The organism is Pseudonocardia abyssalis (assembly GCF_019263705.2).
GTDB lineage: Bacteria > Actinomycetota > Actinomycetes > Mycobacteriales > Pseudonocardiaceae > Pseudonocardia > Pseudonocardia abyssalis.
Map to the genome: position 1 here is coordinate 5162345 of NZ_JADQDK010000001.1, position 19162 is coordinate 5181506.

General features: G+C 72.4%; 16 protein-coding genes and 1 tRNA gene. 5 read left to right on the plus strand and 12 right to left on the minus strand.

Going from position 1 to position 19162, the window contains the following annotated elements:
• Positions 1 to 10: 10 nt before the first annotated feature.
• From I4I81_RS25345 to I4I81_RS25365, 5 genes are read right to left on the minus strand one after another with little or no spacing between them, the layout of a single operon-like run.
• Positions 11 to 622 carry a hypothetical protein gene (locus I4I81_RS25345; protein WP_218616383.1) on the minus strand — a complete coding sequence of 204 codons (612 nt, stop codon included), beginning with the start codon at positions 620 to 622 and terminating at the stop codon, positions 11 to 13.
• On the minus strand, positions 612 to 2525 hold the full coding sequence (locus I4I81_RS25350; protein WP_218616384.1) for a hypothetical protein: 1914 nt from the start codon (positions 2523 to 2525) through the stop codon (positions 612 to 614). Before I4I81_RS25350 ends, I4I81_RS25345 begins: the two co-directional genes overlap by 11 nt.
• Positions 2525 to 5488, minus strand: coding sequence for an ATP-binding protein (locus I4I81_RS25355; protein WP_218604630.1), 2964 nt, complete (start codon positions 5486 to 5488; stop codon positions 2525 to 2527). Before I4I81_RS25355 ends, I4I81_RS25350 begins: the two co-directional genes overlap by 1 nt.
• Positions 5475 to 5885, minus strand: coding sequence for a hypothetical protein (locus I4I81_RS25360; RefSeq protein WP_218604629.1), 411 nt, complete (start codon positions 5883 to 5885; stop codon positions 5475 to 5477). Before I4I81_RS25360 ends, I4I81_RS25355 begins: the two co-directional genes overlap by 14 nt.
• A complete protein-coding gene (locus tag I4I81_RS25365; protein ID WP_185720919.1) occupies positions 5882 to 6142 on the minus strand; it encodes a hypothetical protein in 261 nt (86 codons plus the stop codon). The genes I4I81_RS25360 and I4I81_RS25365 overlap by 4 nt, the downstream gene beginning before the upstream one ends.
• 431 nt (positions 6143 to 6573) lie before the next feature.
• On the opposite strand from I4I81_RS25365, the gene I4I81_RS25370 reads away from it, so the two are divergent.
• On the plus strand, positions 6574 to 8934 hold the full coding sequence (locus I4I81_RS25370; RefSeq protein ID WP_218604628.1) for a (Fe-S)-binding protein: 2361 nt from the start codon (positions 6574 to 6576) through the stop codon (positions 8932 to 8934).
• A 67-nt stretch (positions 8935 to 9001) separates the two neighbouring features.
• On the opposite strand, the gene I4I81_RS25375 is transcribed toward I4I81_RS25370, so the two are convergent.
• From I4I81_RS25375 to I4I81_RS25385, 3 genes are read right to left on the minus strand one after another with little or no spacing between them, the layout of a single operon-like run.
• A complete protein-coding gene (locus I4I81_RS25375; RefSeq protein WP_218616385.1) occupies positions 9002 to 9919 on the minus strand; it encodes a hypothetical protein in 918 nt (305 codons plus the stop codon).
• 26 nt (positions 9920 to 9945) lie between these two features.
• Positions 9946 to 10557: a response regulator transcription factor gene (locus I4I81_RS25380; RefSeq protein ID WP_226363569.1), complete on the minus strand. Its 612-nt coding sequence runs from the start codon at positions 10555 to 10557 to the stop codon at positions 9946 to 9948.
• Entirely contained in the window at positions 10554 to 11732 is a 1179-nt protein-coding gene (locus tag I4I81_RS25385) for a histidine kinase (protein WP_218606186.1), read from the minus strand. The genes I4I81_RS25380 and I4I81_RS25385 overlap by 4 nt, the downstream gene beginning before the upstream one ends.
• A 115-nt stretch (positions 11733 to 11847) precedes the next feature.
• Between I4I81_RS25385 and I4I81_RS25390 the strand changes: the two genes are divergently transcribed.
• Positions 11848 to 12795, plus strand: coding sequence for an ABC transporter ATP-binding protein (locus tag I4I81_RS25390; RefSeq protein WP_218616386.1), 948 nt, complete (start codon positions 11848 to 11850; stop codon positions 12793 to 12795).
• Entirely contained in the window at positions 12792 to 13592 is an 801-nt protein-coding gene (locus I4I81_RS25395) for an ABC transporter permease (RefSeq protein WP_218616387.1), read from the plus strand. Before I4I81_RS25390 ends, I4I81_RS25395 begins: the two co-directional genes overlap by 4 nt.
• Before the next feature lie 4 nt (positions 13593 to 13596).
• On the opposite strand, the gene dcd is transcribed toward I4I81_RS25395, so the two are convergent.
• Both dcd and I4I81_RS25405 read right to left on the minus strand, forming a co-directional pair.
• Positions 13597 to 14178, minus strand: a complete 582-nt coding sequence (gene dcd / locus I4I81_RS25400; protein WP_218603547.1) for a dCTP deaminase — start codon at positions 14176 to 14178, stop codon at positions 13597 to 13599.
• Positions 14179 to 14187: 9 nt separating this feature from the next.
• On the minus strand, positions 14188 to 15372 hold the full coding sequence (locus I4I81_RS25405) for a UDP-N-acetylglucosamine 2-epimerase (RefSeq protein ID WP_218603548.1): 1185 nt from the start codon (positions 15370 to 15372) through the stop codon (positions 14188 to 14190).
• A 186-nt stretch (positions 15373 to 15558) separates the two neighbouring features.
• On the opposite strand from I4I81_RS25405, the gene I4I81_RS25410 reads away from it, so the two are divergent.
• Positions 15559 to 15629, plus strand: a tRNA-Gly gene (locus I4I81_RS25410).
• A 701-nt stretch (positions 15630 to 16330) separates the two neighbouring features.
• Here I4I81_RS25410 and I4I81_RS25415 read toward each other — a convergent pair.
• Positions 16331 to 16777, minus strand: coding sequence for a DUF6416 domain-containing protein (locus I4I81_RS25415; protein ID WP_218603549.1), 447 nt, complete (start codon positions 16775 to 16777; stop codon positions 16331 to 16333).
• A 590-nt stretch (positions 16778 to 17367) separates the two neighbouring features.
• Here I4I81_RS25415 and I4I81_RS25420 point away from each other — a divergent pair.
• Positions 17368 to 18012 (plus strand): dihydrofolate reductase family protein, encoded by a 645-nt coding sequence (locus I4I81_RS25420; RefSeq protein ID WP_218603550.1) that lies wholly within the window; start codon positions 17368 to 17370, stop codon positions 18010 to 18012.
• A gap of 81 nt (positions 18013 to 18093) precedes the next feature.
• On the opposite strand, the gene I4I81_RS25425 is transcribed toward I4I81_RS25420, so the two are convergent.
• On the minus strand, positions 18094 to 19137 hold the full coding sequence (locus I4I81_RS25425) for an alpha/beta hydrolase (protein ID WP_218603551.1): 1044 nt from the start codon (positions 19135 to 19137) through the stop codon (positions 18094 to 18096).
• Positions 19138 to 19162: the final 25 nt, after the last annotated feature.

Here is a 19162-nt window from a genome sequence, read left to right on the forward strand (position 1 = left end):
CAGGCGCACGTCAGGCCGCCCGGTCGTAGCCGGAGACCCGCCAGTCGCCCGCCTCGGTGCGCACCACGAGGACGAGCAGTGTCAGGGCGTCGGTGGGGACCTCCACGTCGACGGAGCTCGCGGCGACCCGCACCGCCCGCGCCGGCCCGGTGACGACGGTGGCCGGCACCGCGCCCGGGTCGACGGTGGCGAGCACGCCGAGGTACTCCTCGGTGGTGAACGGGCGCAGGCCCTCGATCCACCGGTCCGCGGGGGTGCCGTCGGGTGGGCGGATCCACGCGGCCGACCAGCTCGCGGCGGCCTGCAGGGCGGCCGCGGGGGCGCTGGAGACGGGCAGCGAGGTGGGGGCGAGCTCGGAGACCGGGGGCAGCGCGGTCGGGACCGGGGTGCCCGGCGCGCGGGTCGACCGGGTGCTGCCGGGAGCGGTGGCGTTCGTGCCCGTCGTCGTGACGCCGGCGGGCGCCGGTTCGGGAGGGTTGATCGCGGTGAGCGCCGTGCTGATGCCCAGCACCACGGCGAGGGCCGCCACCCCGGAGACCGCGAGCCGGGCGGGGGATCGCAGCGGCCACTGCCACAACGCCCGGTAGGCCGCAACGCGGCCGCGCGGGGACCTAATCGGCACGGCCGCCGCCGGTCCGGTCGTAGACGGGGCCGGAGTAGCCGCGCGTCGGCGGGCGGTAGATGCGGTAGACGGGTACGCCGTCGACGATCTCGGCCTGCACCGGGCGGGCGGCCCCCGGGCGCATCGGCGAGGAGTCGGGCCTGCGGTAGATCGTGCGGTCGTCGACCTCTCCGGGCTCCGACCAGCGAGGTGACGCCCCCGAGCCCCCGACCCCGCCGCCACCCGACGGCAGCGCCGGGCGCCGCGCGCCGGGCACGAGCGTGGGCGTGGACGGGATCTCGATCTCGGTACGGGGCCGCCCGACTCGCTCGGCGGTGGCCCGCACGCGCATCGGCGCCTCGGCCTCGGGGCGGCTGCCGCCACCGACGGTGGCCCCGGCCGCGGCGCCGCGACGCTCGTCCCACCAGCGCGACTGGCGGTCGTCCTCCGGACCGCCGCGCATCCGCTGCCAGACCCGCGACATCGGCCCGGAACCGGCGCCCGGCACGATCCCGCCGAACTGCTCACGGGTGAGCGAGACCATCGACACCAGCCGCCGGAACGGCCGCGCGACGGCCCACAGCACCACCGTGACGACGCCGGTGACGAGCAGCGCGAGCCACAGGTCGATCCCCGAACCGGGCCGGAACAGCGAGACGACCAGCAGTGCGTGCAGCCCCGCGAGCGCGCCCACGACCAGCGTGTTGACGATCGCCGCCCCGCCGACGCGCAGCAACGCGGGCAGGATGTCGGGCTTGAGCACCGCGACGACGGCGATCGCGGGCGCGGTCATCACCATCAGGCGCAGGATCAGCATCGCGACGAGCACGAGCACCTTGGACAGCAGCTGGAACAGCGCGATGCAGATCGCCTGCACGACGGCGAGGATCCCGGCGCCGGTGCGGCTGCCCGCCTCGCCGGTGAAGTAGGGGTAGCGGTCGCCCATCTGCTCGCCGATCGCGGCGAAGTCGGCCTTCTTCTGCTCGGCGAGCTCCAGGGTGTCGCGGCCCTCGGCGATCTCGGCCTTGGTGAAGGTCTGCGCGCGCAGCAGGTCGCGGCCCAGCTCCTGGGCCTGCGGCACGTCGGGTGCGCCGAACTCGCCGCGCAGCCAGTTCTGGTAGATCACGTTGTCGACCAGCACGGTCGGCAGCGTGTCGCGGTTGCCCAGCCCGACCTGGTCGAGGAACCCCTCCTGCATCGACGTGACGCCGTCGAGCAGCAGACCGTCGGCGGCCTTGGCCCAGTCGATCGGGGTGAGGTACGCCGCCGACCCGATGACGAGCGCCGCCACCGCGAACGCCCCGCGCCGGGCCTGCTGCGCGAGGTCGCCGCGCAGGGCGAGCATCAGCAGGATCACGGCGAGCACCGCGAGGACGGGCCCGATGAACGTGGAGAACACCGCGTCGTACATCGCGGTGGTGCCCGTCGTGATGAGGTCGTCGAGGGGGGAGAGCAGCTCCCCGCCGTCGGCGATCAGGTAGTGCGACCAGTTGACGCCGCCGACGGTGAACTTGGCGACGTTGAACGCCTGGTTGCCGAGCCACGTGTCGGTGGTGCTGGCCGGGTTGAACACCGCGGAGCCCGCACAGCCGAGGTCGTAGTTGTGCCAGAGCAGCCCGGCGTAGCCGACCTCGTCGTAGACGCTGCCCGGCTCGCCGACGCCGTAGACCGGGGGGTCGAGCGAGCCGACGAGCCCGGTGCCGGGCCGGTCGGGCTCGGGCGACTCCTTGCAGTCGAACGGCTGCGCCATCGCCGGCGTGCCGATCAGCACCGAACCACCGACGAGTGCGGTGACCACCAGCAGGGCCGCGCGACGCGACCGCGGCCGGTCGGGCCGCTCGCGTCTGCGCCGTCGATGGGCCGCGACCAGCAGGGCGGCCAGGATCACCAACCCCACCGGCAGCACGCCTGCCGGTGCCCCCATCACCTGACGGCCTCCCCGGCCGAGCGCGCCCGGTCGTGGCCGTTGCCGTTCGTGTGCGGCGCCCGGTCGTCCCCGGCGGGGCTGCCGTCGAGGTCGTCGACGAGGTCGAGCTCCTCGTCGTCGAGCAGTTCGGCGCCGGCGGGGAGGACGGGCGGCAGGTGCGGGGCGAAGTCGTCGAGGACGTCGTCGTCGGAGAGCACGTCACCGTCGGAGTACGCGTCGTCGTCGGCGAAACCGGGCCCCGCCACCAGCGTGACGGGCGGGGGCGGCTCGTCGGGAGCGCGCACCGCGGCGGGCGCGGTGGTCGGCGCGACGGGCACCCCGCGCGCGGAGACGCGGCTGGCGTCGGGGTTGGTGTCGAGCGCGGCGCGCACGTGCTCCAGGTGCGGGCCCTCGAGGTCGATGCGGATCTTCTCGACGCCGCCGTGACCGTCGGCGAAGACGAACTGCCGCGGCGTGTCGTCGGGACGGTCGTCGTGGCGCGGGCGCGGCGAGAGCGTGCCGAGCATCTGCTCGTAGCCGACGCCGGTGGGCACCTTGAGCAGGCGCAGTGCCTCGTCCTGGGCCTCGCCGTCGTCGGTGCGGCCCACGAACACGGCGTTGACCAGCGACGCGAAGCCCGACACCCGCAGCAGGTCGCCGGCGAGCTGCGAGGCGAACAGCGCGCGCACGTTGAACTTGCGGGAGTCGCGGGCGAGGCGGTCGATGAGGACCTTGCCGGTGGGCACCTGCGAGAGGAAGTGCGTCTCGTCGAGCGCCACGCCCTTGCGCAGGTTGCGGTCGGCCTCGTAGATGGTGCGTTGGGTGAGCCAGGACGCGAGGTTGAGCAGCTCGACGGCCAGCGACTCCCCGTCGGTCCACTCCTCGCGCGGGCTGCCCGGGCGGGGCAGCGTCATGCCCTGCATCGTCAGCACCGTGAGCCGGTAGTCGCGGTCGGCGTGCCACGGGTCGTCGCGGGTGGTGTCGGGGAACAGCAGTGCGGCCTGCGGCAGCTCGCGGCGCTCCTCCAGGAAGTCGGCGACGACCCCGGCGTGCTCCTCGCCGTCGCGGGCGTGGCGGCGCAGGGCGTCGATGACGAGCCCGGGGTGGCGGTCGTTCGCGCCACCCACCTCGCGCACGGCGCGCAGCAACACGATCCGGGTGTGCGGCATCCGCGAGATGTCGTAGGGCAGCAGGCCGGTGAGGACGTCGAGCACGAGACGCCTGCGGGTGGCCGCGGCCAGTGATCGCTCGCGGCGCCACGCCCGCTCGGGGTCCTCCTCGTCGACGAAGTGGTCCTGGCGCGGCTCGGCGACGACGCGGTACGGGTTGAGGATGCCCGGGTCGGCGCGTAGCAGGTTGATGTGCCGCGAGAACGGCGCCAGCTCCGGCAGCTTCGTCAGCTCGGCGAGGGGTCCGGACGGGTCGAGCACCGTCCACGTGGCCCCGGACCGCAGTGTCTTGTAGACGATCAGCCCGGTCAGGAACGACTTGCCCGATCCCAGCCCGCCGACGACGGCGGTGAGCCCGGACGCCCGGCGCACCTCCTGCGCGAGCCACGGGTCCCAGGCCACGGGCCGTCGGGTGGCGGTGCAGGTCTCGCCGATCATGATGCCGCGGCGGTCGCCGACGGACGCCGTGGCCGCGGGGACGGCCGCGGCCGCCCAGGTGACCGAGCCGCGCCGCCGGTACGCGGTGGACGCCAGCGGCTCACCGGGGATGAACTCGCGCGCGTACTTGTACTGCGCCTCCGGGTGCTCCATCTGCACCTTGGGCCGGTACACGTCGAGCACCTGCTGCGCGCGGCTGACGGCCTCGGCCTCGTCCTTGCCGGACACCGCGACCCGCCACCAGCCGTAGAGGCGGGTGTTGAGCTGGGTCAGCCCGGTGGTCAGCTCGTCCTCGACCTCCAGCACCCGGTCGGCCTGGCGGGCCAGCGACATCGGGGGGTCGAGGTCGTGGTCGTGGGTGTAGTGCCGGATCTGGCTGCGGACCTTGCCCATCTGCCGCTGCAGCTCGCCCGCGACCTCCTCCGGGCGCCGGACGTAGATCCGTGCCGACCACTCCACCGGGAACGGGAGGCGGTCGCTGTGCTGCATCCACGGGTCGTCGATCTCGGGGATGCGCAGCCCTTCCATCAGCCCGACGGAGAGCACGGCGACGTTGCGCTGCACCGTCTGCGACCGGATCCGCCCGATCACCTTGACGGTCGGCGCGTACGGCTCCTGGTACATGTCGACGCCGTCGGTGAAGCCCGCGAGGTCCTCGGTCTCCCACCGCGACACCCCGCCGGGCACGACCGACAGCGTCCGCGGCGCGGGCAGGCCGAGGGCGCAGGAGCGCTGCATGAGCCAGGCGACGTCGTCGGGGCGGGCGGGGACGGCGTCGAGGCCGCTGCCGGCGACCAGCTCGTCGATGTGGGCGACCTCGGAGTCGAGCGCGGCCAGCTCGGCCCGCACCGCGGCCGGTGCGATCCGCTCCAGCACGGGGGCGGCGGCGTCGACCCAGCGGTCGAGCATCCCGCGACCGGAGACCTCGATGCCGAGGAACACCTCCTTGTCGCTCATGCTCAGGCCCATGAGGTGGCGCTGCTCGCCCTCCAGGAACCCGTCCCAGCCGAGCGCGCCCGCGACGTCGGGCATGCGGCCCAGCGCGTTGTTGTCGAACGACTCCGCCCACATGTGCACCGGGTAGGGCCGCGTCGTGACGCGCAGATGCAGCCAGCGGCCCTGCAGCTCGCCGAGCTGCGCGGCGATCTGACGGATCAGCACCTCGCGCTGCGAGTCGCTGCGGAAGCTCCAGGCCTGCGCGGCGAGCCGGTACCAGGCCATGACCTGGGTGCCGGTGCGCGTCAGGTGGCCGTCGATCGAGCGCAGTGCGATCTCGGGGGTGTAGTTCGGCAGCCCGGACTCCCCGGCCAGCGATCGCCCGCGCCGGCGGCGCGGCTTCCCCTCGGCGGCGCCGTTCTCGTCACGTCGTGCCACGCCGGCGCCCCCCCCTGCGGCGGGCCGGTGCGACGGGCGGGCCGGTGCGGACGTGCCCGGAGCGCACGGCACCCCCGGCCGTCGCGGTGCTGGCCCGGGGCCCGCGCACCTCGTGGCCGAAGAGTGCGACGACCTGGCCGAGCGGGCGCTCGTAGTCGATGCGCTGCCCGAGGAAGCGCGTGGCGACCACCGTGATCACCAGGGACCAGGCGACGGAGAAGAAGTCGAGCCCGATGCCCAGGCGCCGCTGGACGAACATCACCAGGATCATCACGAGCAGGCCGACGCCGTAGGAGACGTAGCGGGCGCGCCAGGGGAAGGTGGCGCGCGGCGGGCCGAGCCAGACCGAGTCGACCCGGTACACCTCGTCGTCGGTGCGGACGAGCACGCCCGTCACCCGGTGAGGAGGCTGGCCAGGAAACTGCCGATCTGCGGACCGTTCCCCGACACGGCGATGCCGAGCGCCACCAGTCCGATGATCAGACCGACGCTCCGCCGGGCGACGCCCGCGTTGTCGCCGCGGCCACCGATCCACAGCAGGATGACGGCGATGCCGAGGAGTACCAGGGGAACGACGTTCTCCTGGATCCAGGTCTGCAGTCCACCGGTGCCCACTCCGCCCTGCGCGAGCGCGAACAGTTCTGGATCGATCACGGCGACTCCTCCCGTTCGTGGGGCGTGCACGTCCCAGTGCGGGCGGGCGGTGCCGTCCGGCAGAGCCCGGCACCGAGTGAAACACGAGTCACCGGACAATCCTAGGGTGCACGCGCGGTTACGGCCCGTCCGGGCGCGGGCCGTTCGCGGGCGCACACACGGATCTCACGGCGGGCGACCGGGCGCGTCGCGGTCGCCCGCCGTTCGGCGGTACCGCCGATGCTTCGCGTCCGATGCGTGTCGGCGCGTCCGATCCGGTGCACGAGCCCGTCGTGCGAACCTTCTCACCCGTGCCGCGCCCGCGGTGTCTGTTACCGACGGGTAAGTTCATGCGCGGTCCGGACGCCGTCGGAGCAGGTGGCGGCGGGCTAGTCTGCTGCGCATCGGTCCGCGATCCACCACTCGCGGACCTGTCCTGGGAGGAACCACCCGTGCTCGTGAGACTGATCATCGGCCTGGCGATGACCGTGATCGCCATTGCGGTCTCGGGCCGCCGGGCGCTCTGGATCTACAAGCTGATCTCGTCGGGTCAGCCGGACAACGACCGCGCCGAAGGGCTGGGCCAGCGGGTCCGCGCGCAGTTCGTGGAGGTCTTCGGTCAGCGCAAGCTGCTGAAGTGGTCGGTGCCCGGCCTGGCGCACCTGTTCACCTTCTACGCGTTCGTCATCCTGATCACGGTGTATCTCGAGGCCTACGGCGCGCTGTTCGTGCCGGACTTCGCGATCCCGCTGATCGGCACGTGGCCCGTGCTCGGGTTCCTGCAGGACACCATCGCCGTGCTCGCGATGATCTCCCTGGGCGTGTTCGCGGTGATCCGCGTGCGCAACGCCCCCGAGCGTCGCGCGCGGGACTCCCGCTTCTACGGCAGTCACACCGGTGGCGCGTGGCTGATCCTGTTCATGATCTTCAACGTCCTGTGGACGCTGTTCCTCTACCGCGCCGCCGCGTCCGCACTGGGCTACCTGCCCTACACCTCCGGCGCCTGGGCGTCGATCGGGCTGGGCACCCTGTTCGCCGGGGTGCCCGAGCCGACGCTGGAGATCATCGAGTCCGTCGGCCTGCTGCTGCACATCGGCGTGATGCTGGTCTTCACGGTGATCATCGCCTACAGCAAGCACCTGCACATCTTCACCGCGCCGATCAACGTCTCGGCCAAGCGCTTCCCGAAGGCGCTGGGCCCGCTGCAGGTCATGGAGTCCGACGGCAAGCCGATCGACTTCGAGGACCCGGGCGAGGACGACACGTTCGGCCGCGGGAAGATCGAGGACTTCACCTGGAAGGGCATGCTCGACTTCGCGACCTGCACCGAGTGCGGTCGCTGTCAGTCGCAGTGCCCGGCGTGGAACACCGGCAAGCCGCTCTCGCCGAAGATCCTGATCATGGACCTGCGCGACCACATGAACGCGAAGGCGCCGTACATGATCGGCGGCAAGGAGATGCCCGCCGAGGGCTCGATCGACTTCTCCGCCGGTCTCACCGCGCACCCCGGGCACGGCGTCCCCGAGTCCGGCTACGAGCGGATCACCGGCTCCGGCCCCGAGCAGGCCGCGCGCCCGCTCGTCGGCACCGCGGAGCAGGGCGGGGTCATCGACCCCGACGTCCTGTGGGCGTGCACCACCTGCGGGGCGTGCGTCGAGCAGTGCCCCGTCGACATCGAGCACGTCGACCACATCGTCGACATGCGCCGCAACCAGGTCCTGATCGAGTCGGAGTTCCCCTCCGAGCTCGGCACGCTGTTCAAGAACCTGGAGAACAAGGGCAACCCCTGGGGCCAGAACGCCAAGGAGCGCCTGGACTGGACGAAGAAGCTCGGCTTCACCGTCAACGTCTTCGACGGAGAGCTGGCCCCGGAGACGGAGTACCTGTTCTGGATCGGCTGCGCCGGCGCGTTCGACGACGGCGCGAAGAAGACCGTGCAGGCCACCGCGGAGCTGCTGCACCGCGCCGGGGTGACCTACACGGTCCTCGGCCCGGAGGAGACCTGCACCGGTGACCCGGCGCGGCGCTCGGGCAACGAGTTCCTGTTCCAGATGCTGGCCCAGCAGAACGTCGAGGTCCTCAACGCGGTGTTCGAGGGCCGCGAGGCGGGCACCCGCAAGATCGTCACGACCTGCCCGCACTGCCTCAACACCCTGGGCCGGGAGTACCCGCAGCTCGACGGGCACTACGAGGTCGTCCACCACACGCAGCTGCTCAACAAGCTCGTGCGCGAGGGCAAGCTCGTCCCGGTCGCGGCCCCGGCCGAGGACAAGCTGGCCCCGGTCACCTACCACGACCCGTGCTACCTGGGCCGGCACAACGAGATCTACGAGGAGCCGCGCGAGCTCGTCGGTGCGGTCGCGACCATCACCGAGATGCCGCGGCACGCAGACCGGTCCATGTGCTGTGGGGCCGGTGGCGCGCAGATGTGGATGGAGGAGCGGATCGGGCAGCGGGTGAACGTCAACCGCACCGAGGAGGCCATCGCCACGCTCTCCGGTGCGGCGACGCCGGGCGAGGCCGCCCTCAACGCCCGCGGCGCGAACTCCGACACCCCCGTCGCCGGTGGTGACGGCGCCGTGAGCGGCACCATCGCGGTCGGTTGCCCGTTCTGCAAGACCATGCTGTCCGACGGTCTCACCCAGAAGCAGGGCGAGGGTTCCGGCGAGGGCATGCAGGTGCAGGACGTCTCGCAGATGCTGCTCACCGCGGTCAAGCGCGGCGACGCCTCCACGAACGGTCACTCCACCGACGGCGCCGCCACCGCGCCCGCGCAGGAGAAGGAGCCGGCCGAGGGCGACTCGCAGAGCTGACGCGACGACCACGGCGGGGCCGGTCCGGACTTCTCCGGTCGGCCCCGCCGTCGTCGTCCCGAGGTGATCAGCCCGTCGGTGCCCCGCAGGGGGTGAAGCCGGTGACGACGTAGCTCTGGCCGGTCGGCTCGCGGCCCACCGTGAGCACCCCGATCTGGGGTCCGGCGACCCCGGCGTCCCAGGTCAGTTCGCACGCGTCGACGACGAGGCCGTCGCCCTGCTCCTGGGTCGGGGCCTCGGCGTCGGCGTAGGAGTTGCGATCGGTGACCCCGGCGGTCACGGCCTGCACCGCGGTGACGCAGTCGGGGGCCCGCACGGACGCCACGAAGGCGGCGCGGGCGGCCTCGGCGAGCAGGTTGTCGCACACCGCCCCCGGGGCCCCGGGCCGGTCGCCGTAGGCCAGGCGGTTGAGCAGCACCGGGAGCAGCCGGGTCGGGGCCGGGACGCCCTGCAAACCCTTGCTCTCCTCCTGTGTCCGGGCCTGCGCCTGCGCAGCCTGCCGGGCGTCCTGCGCGCTCACGAACGCGTACGCCCCCCCGCTGACGACGCACAGCACCGCCCCGACGGCGGCGAGCCGCCACCGCGGCAGCCGCAGCACCCCCGCGACGAGCACGCCGATGCTCGCGGCGAGCACCCATGCCCACGGGGTGGTCGACAGCATCAACCCGGCGACGACGACGAGTCCGCCCAGCGGCCACACCCAGCGGCCCAGCAACCGGTCGACGCGGAGCAGGGCCAGCAGCACCAGCACCGCGATCCCGGCCAGCCACGGCCAGGGCGACCACCCCGAGAACGGCGTCAGGAGTACCGCCGTGGCGCCGATGCCCAGCGCCGCGGTGCCGTAGGGGGTACGGGTGAGCCGCTTCCACAGGATCTCGCCGCGCGACGGCGGGGGCGGCGGCGGGACGTCGCCGGTCCACGGGGCGGGCGGAGGGGCGGGGTTCCACGGGACGGGTGGCCCCCCGGGTGCGCGCGGCTCGTCCATCGATCGCCGACCCTACTGGGTCCCGGCTACAACCAGCCGTGGTCGCGGGCGCGCTCGACCGCCTCCGAGCGGTTGCCCGCCCCGAGCTTGTGCATCGCCGAGGACAGGTAGTTGCGGACCGTGCCCGGCGAGAGGTGCACGCGCTCGGCGATGTCGGCGGCGGTACCGGACGGGGCGACGTGACGCAGGACGTCGAGCTCGCGGTCGGTCAGCGGGCAGTCCTCCGTCATCAGCGCGGTCATCGCGAGGTCCGGGTCGACGTAGCGGCCGCCGCGGTGCACGCGGCGGATGACGTCGGCGAGCAGCGTGGCGGGCGCGCTCTTCGTGACGAACCCGGCCGCGCCGGCGGCGAGCGCGCGTCGCAGGACCCCGGGCCGGGCGTGCCGGGTCAGGATGATGCAGCGCGTGCCGGGCTCGTTGGCGGCGACCCACTGAGCGACCTCGGCCCCGTCGCGGCCGGGCATCTCGACGTCGAGCACGGCGACATCGGGCCGGTGCTCCCGGATCGCGACGACGGCCTCGTCGCCGGTGCCCGCCTCCCCGACGATCTCCAGGTCGGACTCCAGCCCGAGCAGCGCGCCGACCGCGCCGCGCGTCAGCGACTCGTCGTCGGCGAGGACGACGCGGATGGCAGTCACCGAACCCCCACGGGGAGGGATGCGTCGAGCCGGAACGTGCCCTCGGGCGTGAGCCCGGCGTCGAGGTGGCCCGCGTGCTCGGCGAGGTGGCGCTCCAGTGCGGCCAGGCCGGTGCCGGGGTCGGCCGCGTCGGTGGGCAGGGCTCCGTCGTTGACGACGACGAGCCGCGCGTCGCCACCGCTCACGTCGATCTCGATGGAGCAGTGGCTGGGCTCCGCGTGGCGCAGCACGTTGGTCATCGCCTCTCTCAGCACCCGGCCCAGCACGTTGCGGGCGGTCGGTCCGACGGTCTCGGGGTCGCCGCGGACGACGAGGGCGATCCCGGAGGAGTCCAGCACGGCGCGGGCCCCGACGAGCTCGGTGACGAGGTCGATCGTGCGGGTGTCGCGGACCAGCGCGCGCACCTCCGTCAGCGACTCCCTGGCCACCCGCTGCACCTCCACCATCTCCGCGCGGGCGCGCTCGTGGTCGGGGTGGCGCGCGGCCAGCTCGCTCTTGAACGCGACGACCTCGAGCGCGTGCCCGAGGATGTCGTGCAGGTCGTCGGCCAGGCGCAGCCGCTCGCGGGCGGTGGCGAGCTCGGCGGCGGTGCGGCGCGACCCGTCGATGTCGATCACGGCCTTGAGCCACCACAGCCGCTCGACGTCGAGGATCCACATGCCGGCGACGTAGGTGACGGCGAGGCCCACGGTGAACCAGCGGAAGGCCTGCGAGTCCGGGTCGAGCGGGTAGATCAGGCCGGTCGTCCAGTAGCCGAGTACGGCCGTCAGCACGGCGGCCGCGGTCACCCAGAGGAGCGTGACCCGCGCCCGACGGCCCCCGACGATGTCGCCGAGCAGCACCCCGCCGAGCAGGGACCAGGTGAACCCGAGCGCGCCGCTGCCCAGCCCGACGATGGTGACGGCGAGCCCGACCACCGACGCGGAGATCGTGAACCAGAGCGAGGCCGGGCGGCCGAGCGACCGCATGAGCTCACGGATCCGCCACAGGTGCAGGCCGAACCCGGCGACGTAGAGCACGATCATGATCACCACGAACTCGGGCCGGACCGCGTCGAGGAACAGGGGGATCGGCACCAGCGCGAGGTAGAGCAGCGTGCTCACCAGGCCGATGCGCCCGAACCGGCGGGCCGAGCGCACGCGGCGCTCCTCGAAACCGGGCGGCGAGGTGTCCACGCGGCAACCGTAGCCGAGCGATCTCCGTCGTCGTCGCGGTCGATGACAGCTGTCATGCCTGGTGGTGACCGTCGCGACTACTGCGGCACCCTCCGCGGTCGGCACCCTTGCTCTCATGACACAGACGACCACCGGACCCGCGGCCGTCCCGCGGGCGGCGGATCAGGACACCGCGATCTCGGTGCGGGACCTCCGCGTCAGCTACGGCGACTTCGACGCCGTCCGCGGCATCGACCTCGACGTCCGCCGCGGCGAGATCTTCGCCCTGCTCGGCACGAACGGAGCGGGCAAGACCACCACGCTCGAGGTGCTGGAGGGCTTCGGCTCGCGTACCGGCGGCACGGTGTCGGTGCTCGGTCTCGACCCCGCGGTCGACCGCGCCGCGCTCCAACCGCGGATGGGTGTCCAGCTGCAGGAGGGCGGGTTCGTCGACGAGCTGACGGTGCTGGAGACGCTGCAGCTGTGGCAGCGGCTCGTCGAGCGGCCGGACCGTCCCGAACGCCTGATGGAGCGCTTCGAGCTGACGGCCCGGCGCGACGTCGGCGTCAACAAGCTCTCGGGTGGGGAGAAGCGGCGGCTCGACCTCGCGATGGCGGTGTGGGGATCCCCGGAGCTGGTGATCCTCGACGAGCCGACGACCGGGCTGGACCCGGAGTCGCGCCGCCGTACCTGGGACGCGATCCAGGAGTTGCAGGACGCCGGGCGCACGGTCGTGCTCACCACGCACTACCTGGAGGAGGCCGAGGCGCTGGCCGACCGGGTCGCGATCATGCACGAGGGGCGGGTCGCGGTGGCGGGGTCGCTCGCCGGGATCGTCGCGGCGCAGCCGTCGGGCTTCTCCGCGACGCTGCCCGGTGACGTGGGGGAGCTGCCGGTCGTCGGCGGGACGGTCGAGCGCGACGGTGACCGCGTCCGCGTCCGCACCGAGGACCTGCAGGGCGACCTCACCGCGTTCCTGACCTGGGCGGCCGATCGAGGGGTTCGGCTGTCCGACCTGCGGGCGGCACCCGCCTCGCTCGCCGACATCTACCACGCTGTGCGCACCGGATCGGAGCAGCCATGACCACCGCCGCCCCCACCCCGGTCACCACCCCCGGGAGCAACGCCTCGCGGGTCCTCGCGCTGGGCGCCGCCGAGGTGCGGCTGCTGCTGCGCAACCGGACGGCCGCGATCTCGTCGTTGTTCCTGCCGATCGCGTTCGGCGTGTTCTTCGCCTTCACCTTCGACGCGGGCTCCGAGAGCGGGCCGGGGATCTGGGCGACGATCGCGGCGCTGCAGCTGGTGCTGACGTTCACGATGGGCGTCTACATCACGATCACGCAGACCGTGGTGGCGCGGCGGCAGACACGGGTGCTCAAGCGGATGCGCACGAGCAGCCTGTCCGACGCCGGCGTGCTGATCGCCACCACGGGTCCGGCCGTCGCGATCGCGCTGGTGCACCTGGTGCTCTACGCGATCATCAACACGCTCCTCGGGGCGCCGTTCCCGGCCGACGTCGTGCCGCTGGCGCTCGCCGTCGTCGGAGGGCTCGCGGTGTGCGTCACCGCCGGCTTCGCGACGTCGATCGTCACGCCGACGCCGGAGCGCGCGCAGATCACCACGCTGCCGCTGTTCTTCCTCATGTTCGCCGCGGCGTTCGTGGTGCCGATCCTGCCGGTCGACTCGTGGTGGCAGGCGCTGGTGCTGGTGCCCGGCGCCCCGATCGGGCTGCTCACCCAGCTCGCGTTCACCGGCGGCACCTGGGCCCCGGGCCTGCTCGGACTGCCCGCGGCGCTGCCCGGCGTCGTCAGCCTGATCGGCTGGACGGTGGCGTTCGCCGTGCTGGCCCAGCGCCGGTTCCGCTGGGACCCGCGCGTCTGAGGTGTCAGCGCCGGGTGTCGACCCGGTGGAAGTTGAGGTGCGCCCGCGACGGCGTCGGACCGCGCTGCCCCTGGTAGCGGGACCCGACGCCGTCGCTGCCGTAGGGGCGCTGCGCCGGGCTGGACAGCCGGAACAGGCACAGCTGGCCGATCTTCATCCCCGGCCACAGTGTGATCGGCAGGTTCGCGACGTTCGACAGCTCCAGCGTGATGTGCCCGGAGAAGCCCGGGTCGATGAACCCGGCGGTGGAGTGCGTCAGCAGGCCGAGGCGGCCCAGGGAACTCTTCCCCTCGAGGCGCCCCGCCAGGTCGTCGGGCAGGGTCACGGCCTCGAAGGTCGACCCGAGCACGAACTCGCCGGGGTGCAGCACGAACGGCTCGTCGCCGTCGGGCTCCACGGCGGAGGTGAGCTCGTCCTGCTGCTCCGCCGGGTCGATGTGGGTGTACCGCGAGTTCTGGAACACCCGGAAGAAGCGGTCGAGGCGCACGTCGATGCTCGAGGGCTGCAGCATCGCCCGGTCCCACGGATCGAGGACCAGTCGGCCGCCGTCGAGTTCCTTCAGCAGATCACCGTCGGACAGGAGCACGACGCCAGACTAGGCCTCGGTGTTCGACGGCTCGTCGGCGTCCTCGCTGTCGACGACCGGCTCCGCGGCCGCCTGCTCCGGCACCACCGGCTCGGTGAGCACGGGCGACGGCGTGAGCCCGAACATCCAGGCGACGGACTGTTCGACGCGCTCCGCCTCCTTGCCGTCGGACGGCTCCACCTCGTGCTTGGGCGACACGGCCAGCACCTGCCGCACCGTGGTCATCACGCGCGGGCTCAGGATGCTCCGTATCGAGTCGCCCGGCTGCGCCACGTGCGGGCCGTCGACCAGCACCGCGGGCGTGCCGAGCCCCGGGGCGTCGGTGACGAGCTCGGGATCGTCGGAGACGAGCACCGTGGCCGCGGCGATGAGCCCGACCAGCTCCGCCAGCGGGAGCGCGCGCACCGCGATGGCCCGGTCGTGCTGGGCGATCGGGGCGGCGGCACCGTGGGCCGCGAGCTCGCCGTAGACGACGATCTCGACGTCGGACTCGCGGTCGAGGAGATTCGGCAGGCCGGCGAGCACGCCGAGGGAGTCGGGCCGGTCGAGACCGACCAGCACCAGCTTCGAGTCGCCCGCGCGGACGCGTCGGACCAGGCGGGCGAACCGCAGGTCGGCCGGCTGCGGGTTGGCGGCCATCGTGTCGCCGACGGGGATCGCGTTGGGCCCGATCGGGCTGCCCAGCGCCGCGCCGCCGGTGGTGAGGAACAGCGAGGCGAGCTGGCCGATGATGCGCCGGTTGGCCTCCTGCGGGAAGGGGCACAGCAGGTCGTCGCTGGCCACACCCGCCTGCAGGTGCACGACCGGGATCTGGCGCCAGAACGCGACCTGGGCGGCCATCGCGGCCGTCATCCCACCGCCGTAGACCATCACCGCGGACGGGTCGAGATCGACGAGCAGCTCGTCGATCCGGGTCATGAGCATCGCGCCGACCGCCGCCGGGTGCGTACCGGGGGCCTCCCGCAGCAGCAGCGTGACGTCGGCGGGTACCCCGAGGGCCTCGAACGCCTCGTGCACGCTCATCGGGTCGACACCCGTGGCGATGGTGAGCGCACGGATGCGGGCGGCATCGTTGAACGCCGTGGCCACGGGGGCCAGGCGGGCGACCTCGGGGCGGCTACCGGCGATCAACAGGACATCGTGGTCATGGTCCTGATCCGGGAGCGAGCCCAGGGGTGGTTCGATCTGGGTCATGCTCGGGTCCTTCTCGGCCGGGGGAGCTGGCCTTACGGGGCCCCGTCAGTGTGAACCGAAGCGGCACGGCCCGTCGAGTGGGGATCCCACCTGGCGAGGCATCCGGAGCTCATACCACCCGGTTGGTGGTACTGGATGCGCAACTGTCCTCGCTCAGGGTGAGCTGCTAGGCTCGGATCACGCAGTGCGGATGTAGTTCAATGGTAGAACATCAGCTTCCCAAGCTGAATACGCGGGTTCGATTCCCGTCATCCGCTCAGACATGAAGGCCCAGCTCAGAGGGTGTTTCCCTCCGAGCTGGGCCTTCGTCGTTGACGGGGTACTCGCGTCCACAGCAACAGCCCAGCAACTAGGCAACGGGGACCAGAGCACCCACCGGGCCGTCGTCATCGTCCGGGTCCTCCTCGCGGTCGCGGTGCTCGTCGATGAGTGACGACAGCCGATCCGCGATGGGCGGTCGGCGTCGCTCGTCGCGCGCTGGTAGATCAGCGCGGCCCGCATGTCGTCGTGGTCCGGGACATCAGGTCCTCGGTCGACACGCCGGCCTTCGACGCCCAGATGTTCCAGCGTGCCGGAGGTCGTGGAAGTGCACGCCGGGCAGGCGCATCTTCGTCACGAGCTCGGGCCACTTCACGCGCTGACTCCATGCGCCACGGCGCAGCGCCCTCCCCTGCACGCCGGTGAAGACCAGCGCGTCCTCCGCCGGCTCGACGAACTCGGTCTACCCCCCCCGCTCCCACCGATAGACGCGACCTCATCCCAGAGCCCGATCATCAGCACGACCGACGACGAGGTACCCGGGCGCTGCCCGGCCGGACCCGGCACCGCTCAGAGATCGGGGGAGTTGCGGTGCGGCGGTGATCTCCTCACGGCGCGCCAGAGGCGGCCAGACCGGCGGCCCGGCAGGGATGAACCCGCGCCGCGAGGAGATCACCACTTGTCGTGAGACGCGAAGGGCTCAGCGGTCCCGTGCGTCGCGGAAGAGCTGCGCCACATCGGGGGTGAACCAGTAGCCCGGCGTTCCCTCCTGCAGGTAGCTGCTCCACGACCAGGGCCACGTCCGGTTGACCGCGGCACAGTGACGACCCGGCCATGCGAGCACACCGGCGACACCGTGCTTGCCGTTGGGGATCCTGAGCATCTCGGACAGCTCGTCTCCGCTGAAGCGCTGCTCGGGGTTGTCGATGAGGGCGGAGAACAGGCCCTTGGCCGTGTCGCTGAGCTTGTCCCAGACGATGGCCGCCAGGTCGGCGTCGGCGTCGGTCCACGGCAAGTGTCCGGCGTCGCCCTGCGACTGCAAGTCGACCAGCGGTTCGACGGGTGCCGGGCTGTTGAGCCAAGTCCCGTACATCGAGTAGAACTCCGGAACTCGGTCTTCGGGGACCTTCACGGTGATGTCGATCATTGCTGCTCCTGCGCTTGGTGGAGCAGCCCGCGGCCCTCCGTTGAGGTAACTCTAGCCCCTTTTGAGGTAGCTCTGCAAGGCTCTAGAGGGATTCCTAGATATCTCCAGGGCTTTGGCGCAGTCCAGCGACTGGGAACGGTCCGGCCGCCGGAGGGCGGGTCCGGACCGCAGGCAGTCTCATTCGTAGTCTCGATTGCCGCCGTTCATGTACGTCCGACTCGCTCCATGGGGGAGTGGTGGACCAGGCAAGACGCTCGGGACCGCCGTCGTACGGGCGTCGGCAGAGCTCGAAGGCGTGTGAGCGTTCGCAGCGAAACCCAGCAACAAGCCCCGGCGAGCAGCGGTCAATCACGGTCGCTGCCAGCCACCCGCTATCGCAGGTCAAGGTCCGCGGCGGCAGCCGCGCCGCTGGTTCCCAAGCTGAATACGCGGGTTCGATTCCCGTCATCCGCTCAGACACGAAGGCCCAGCTCAGAGGCGTCACCGCCGAGCTGGGCCTTCGTCGTCCACGGAGCGGGCGGCGATGAGTTCCGCCGTCCTCCGCGGTCGATCCTCGTGACACACCGTTCCGACGATCGCGAGGAGCCCTCATGCCCCGGACCCGGGTGCACAACCTGAACATCTCGCTCGACGGCTATGCCGCCGGTGAGCACGTGACCCTCGACGCCCCGATCGGCGGCGCCGAACGGCTCTTCGCGGGGTTCGACGGGCGGTTCATCCACGGCATGGACGCCGTGGATGCCCCCGTCACGCTGGACCGCGCCCTGACCACCCTGTGGGGTCAGGGGATCGGCGCCGAGATCATGGGGCGGCGCAAGTTCGGGCCGCAGGTCGGCGAGTGGTCCGACGACGGATGGCGGGGGTGGTGGGGCGACGAGACGCCTTTCCGTACCCCGGTGTTCGTCATGACGCACCACCCCCGTCCGCCGATCGACCTTCCCGACGGGACGAGCTTCCGCTTCGTCGAGGGGTCGCCGCACGAGGTGCTCGCCCTGGCCCGGGAGGCCGCCGGCGGGCGGGACGTCCGCCTCGGCGGTGGCCCCTCGACGGTCCGCCAGTTCCTCGAGGCCGACCTGGTCGACTTCATGCACCTCGTGGTCGTGCCCGTCACCCTCGGCCGGGGTGTGTCCCTGTGGGAGGGGGTGAGCGGTGTCGAGGACCGCTTCACCGTCGAGTCGATCGCCTCGTCGAGCGGCCTGACGCACCAGTTCTGGAACAGGAACGGCCGCGGCTGAGCCCGGCCGGGTCCGAGGGGCGGACGACCGCGCCCCGTGCACCGGGGGTGTACGGGGCGCGGTCGTCCGCAGCGGGCGGGATCAGCCGGTGCGCGCGTCCAGCCAGGCGTCGACGTCGTCGACGACCTGAGCGTGGTTCGCCTCCAGCACCGGGTAGTGCGACGCGTCCGCGATGATCGACTTCGTGACCTCGGGGCTGCCGAGGTAGCGGGCGGCCTGCAGGTCGGCGGCCGGGGGCGGGAAGATCGCGTCGGCGTCGCCGAACTGGACCAGTACCGGAACGTCGATGCGGGCGAGCATGGCGGTGTCGACCGTCAGTGCCGGGCCGAGGGAGAGCACCTGGCCGCAGGGGTCGGCGTTCGGCGTCGGGACCGCCTCGCGGACGGCCTGCTCGGCGCTGTTGAAGTAGAACGTGTCGATGCTGTCCTTCGCGAACACCGCGTAGTTCGGCTCCGCACCGGGGTCGCCGCCGAGCAGGCAGCGCCGCGTGGCGTCGGCGACCTCGAGCACGCCGTACGGCGAGGCCGCGAAGTCGCCCCAGGAGAAGTTCAGCACGCCGTCGACGTTGCCGTAGTGCGCGGCCGTCAGGTTCGAGATCATCCCGCCCACCGACGAGCCGCCGAGGTAGACCCGGTCGAACGCCGGTGCCTTCGCCTTGTCCAGCTCGTAGTCGCCCGACCGCAGCGCGTCCACCATCTGGTGCGCGACGTCGGCCTCGGAGCCGAAGCAGGTGGCGAGGCCGGCCGGGTGGTCGCTCGCGCCGTAGCCGAGGCGGTCGACCGCGACGATCGCGTGGCCCTCCTCGGCCAGCTGACGCGCGACGTTGTAGTCCTCGACGCCGTCGAACTGCCAGTAGTCCTGGTCGAACGTCACCGCGTGCAGCAGCAGCGAGACGGATCCGCCGGACTCGACGGCCTGCGCGGGCGCGACGAGCGTGCCCCGCACCGTGTACTCCGCGCCGTCCGAGGCACACGGCACGGTCGTGGTGTTCGTGTTCTGCACGGTGAACGAGATCGGCACCTCGACGACGCTGTCGTCGGCGAGGGCGACGGGGGCGGTCAGGATCGTGGCGGCGACGACGGCGGCACCGAGTGCGGCGGTCACGGTGATGGGGCGGCGGCGCATGGACATCCTCGGCCATTCGGGGGAC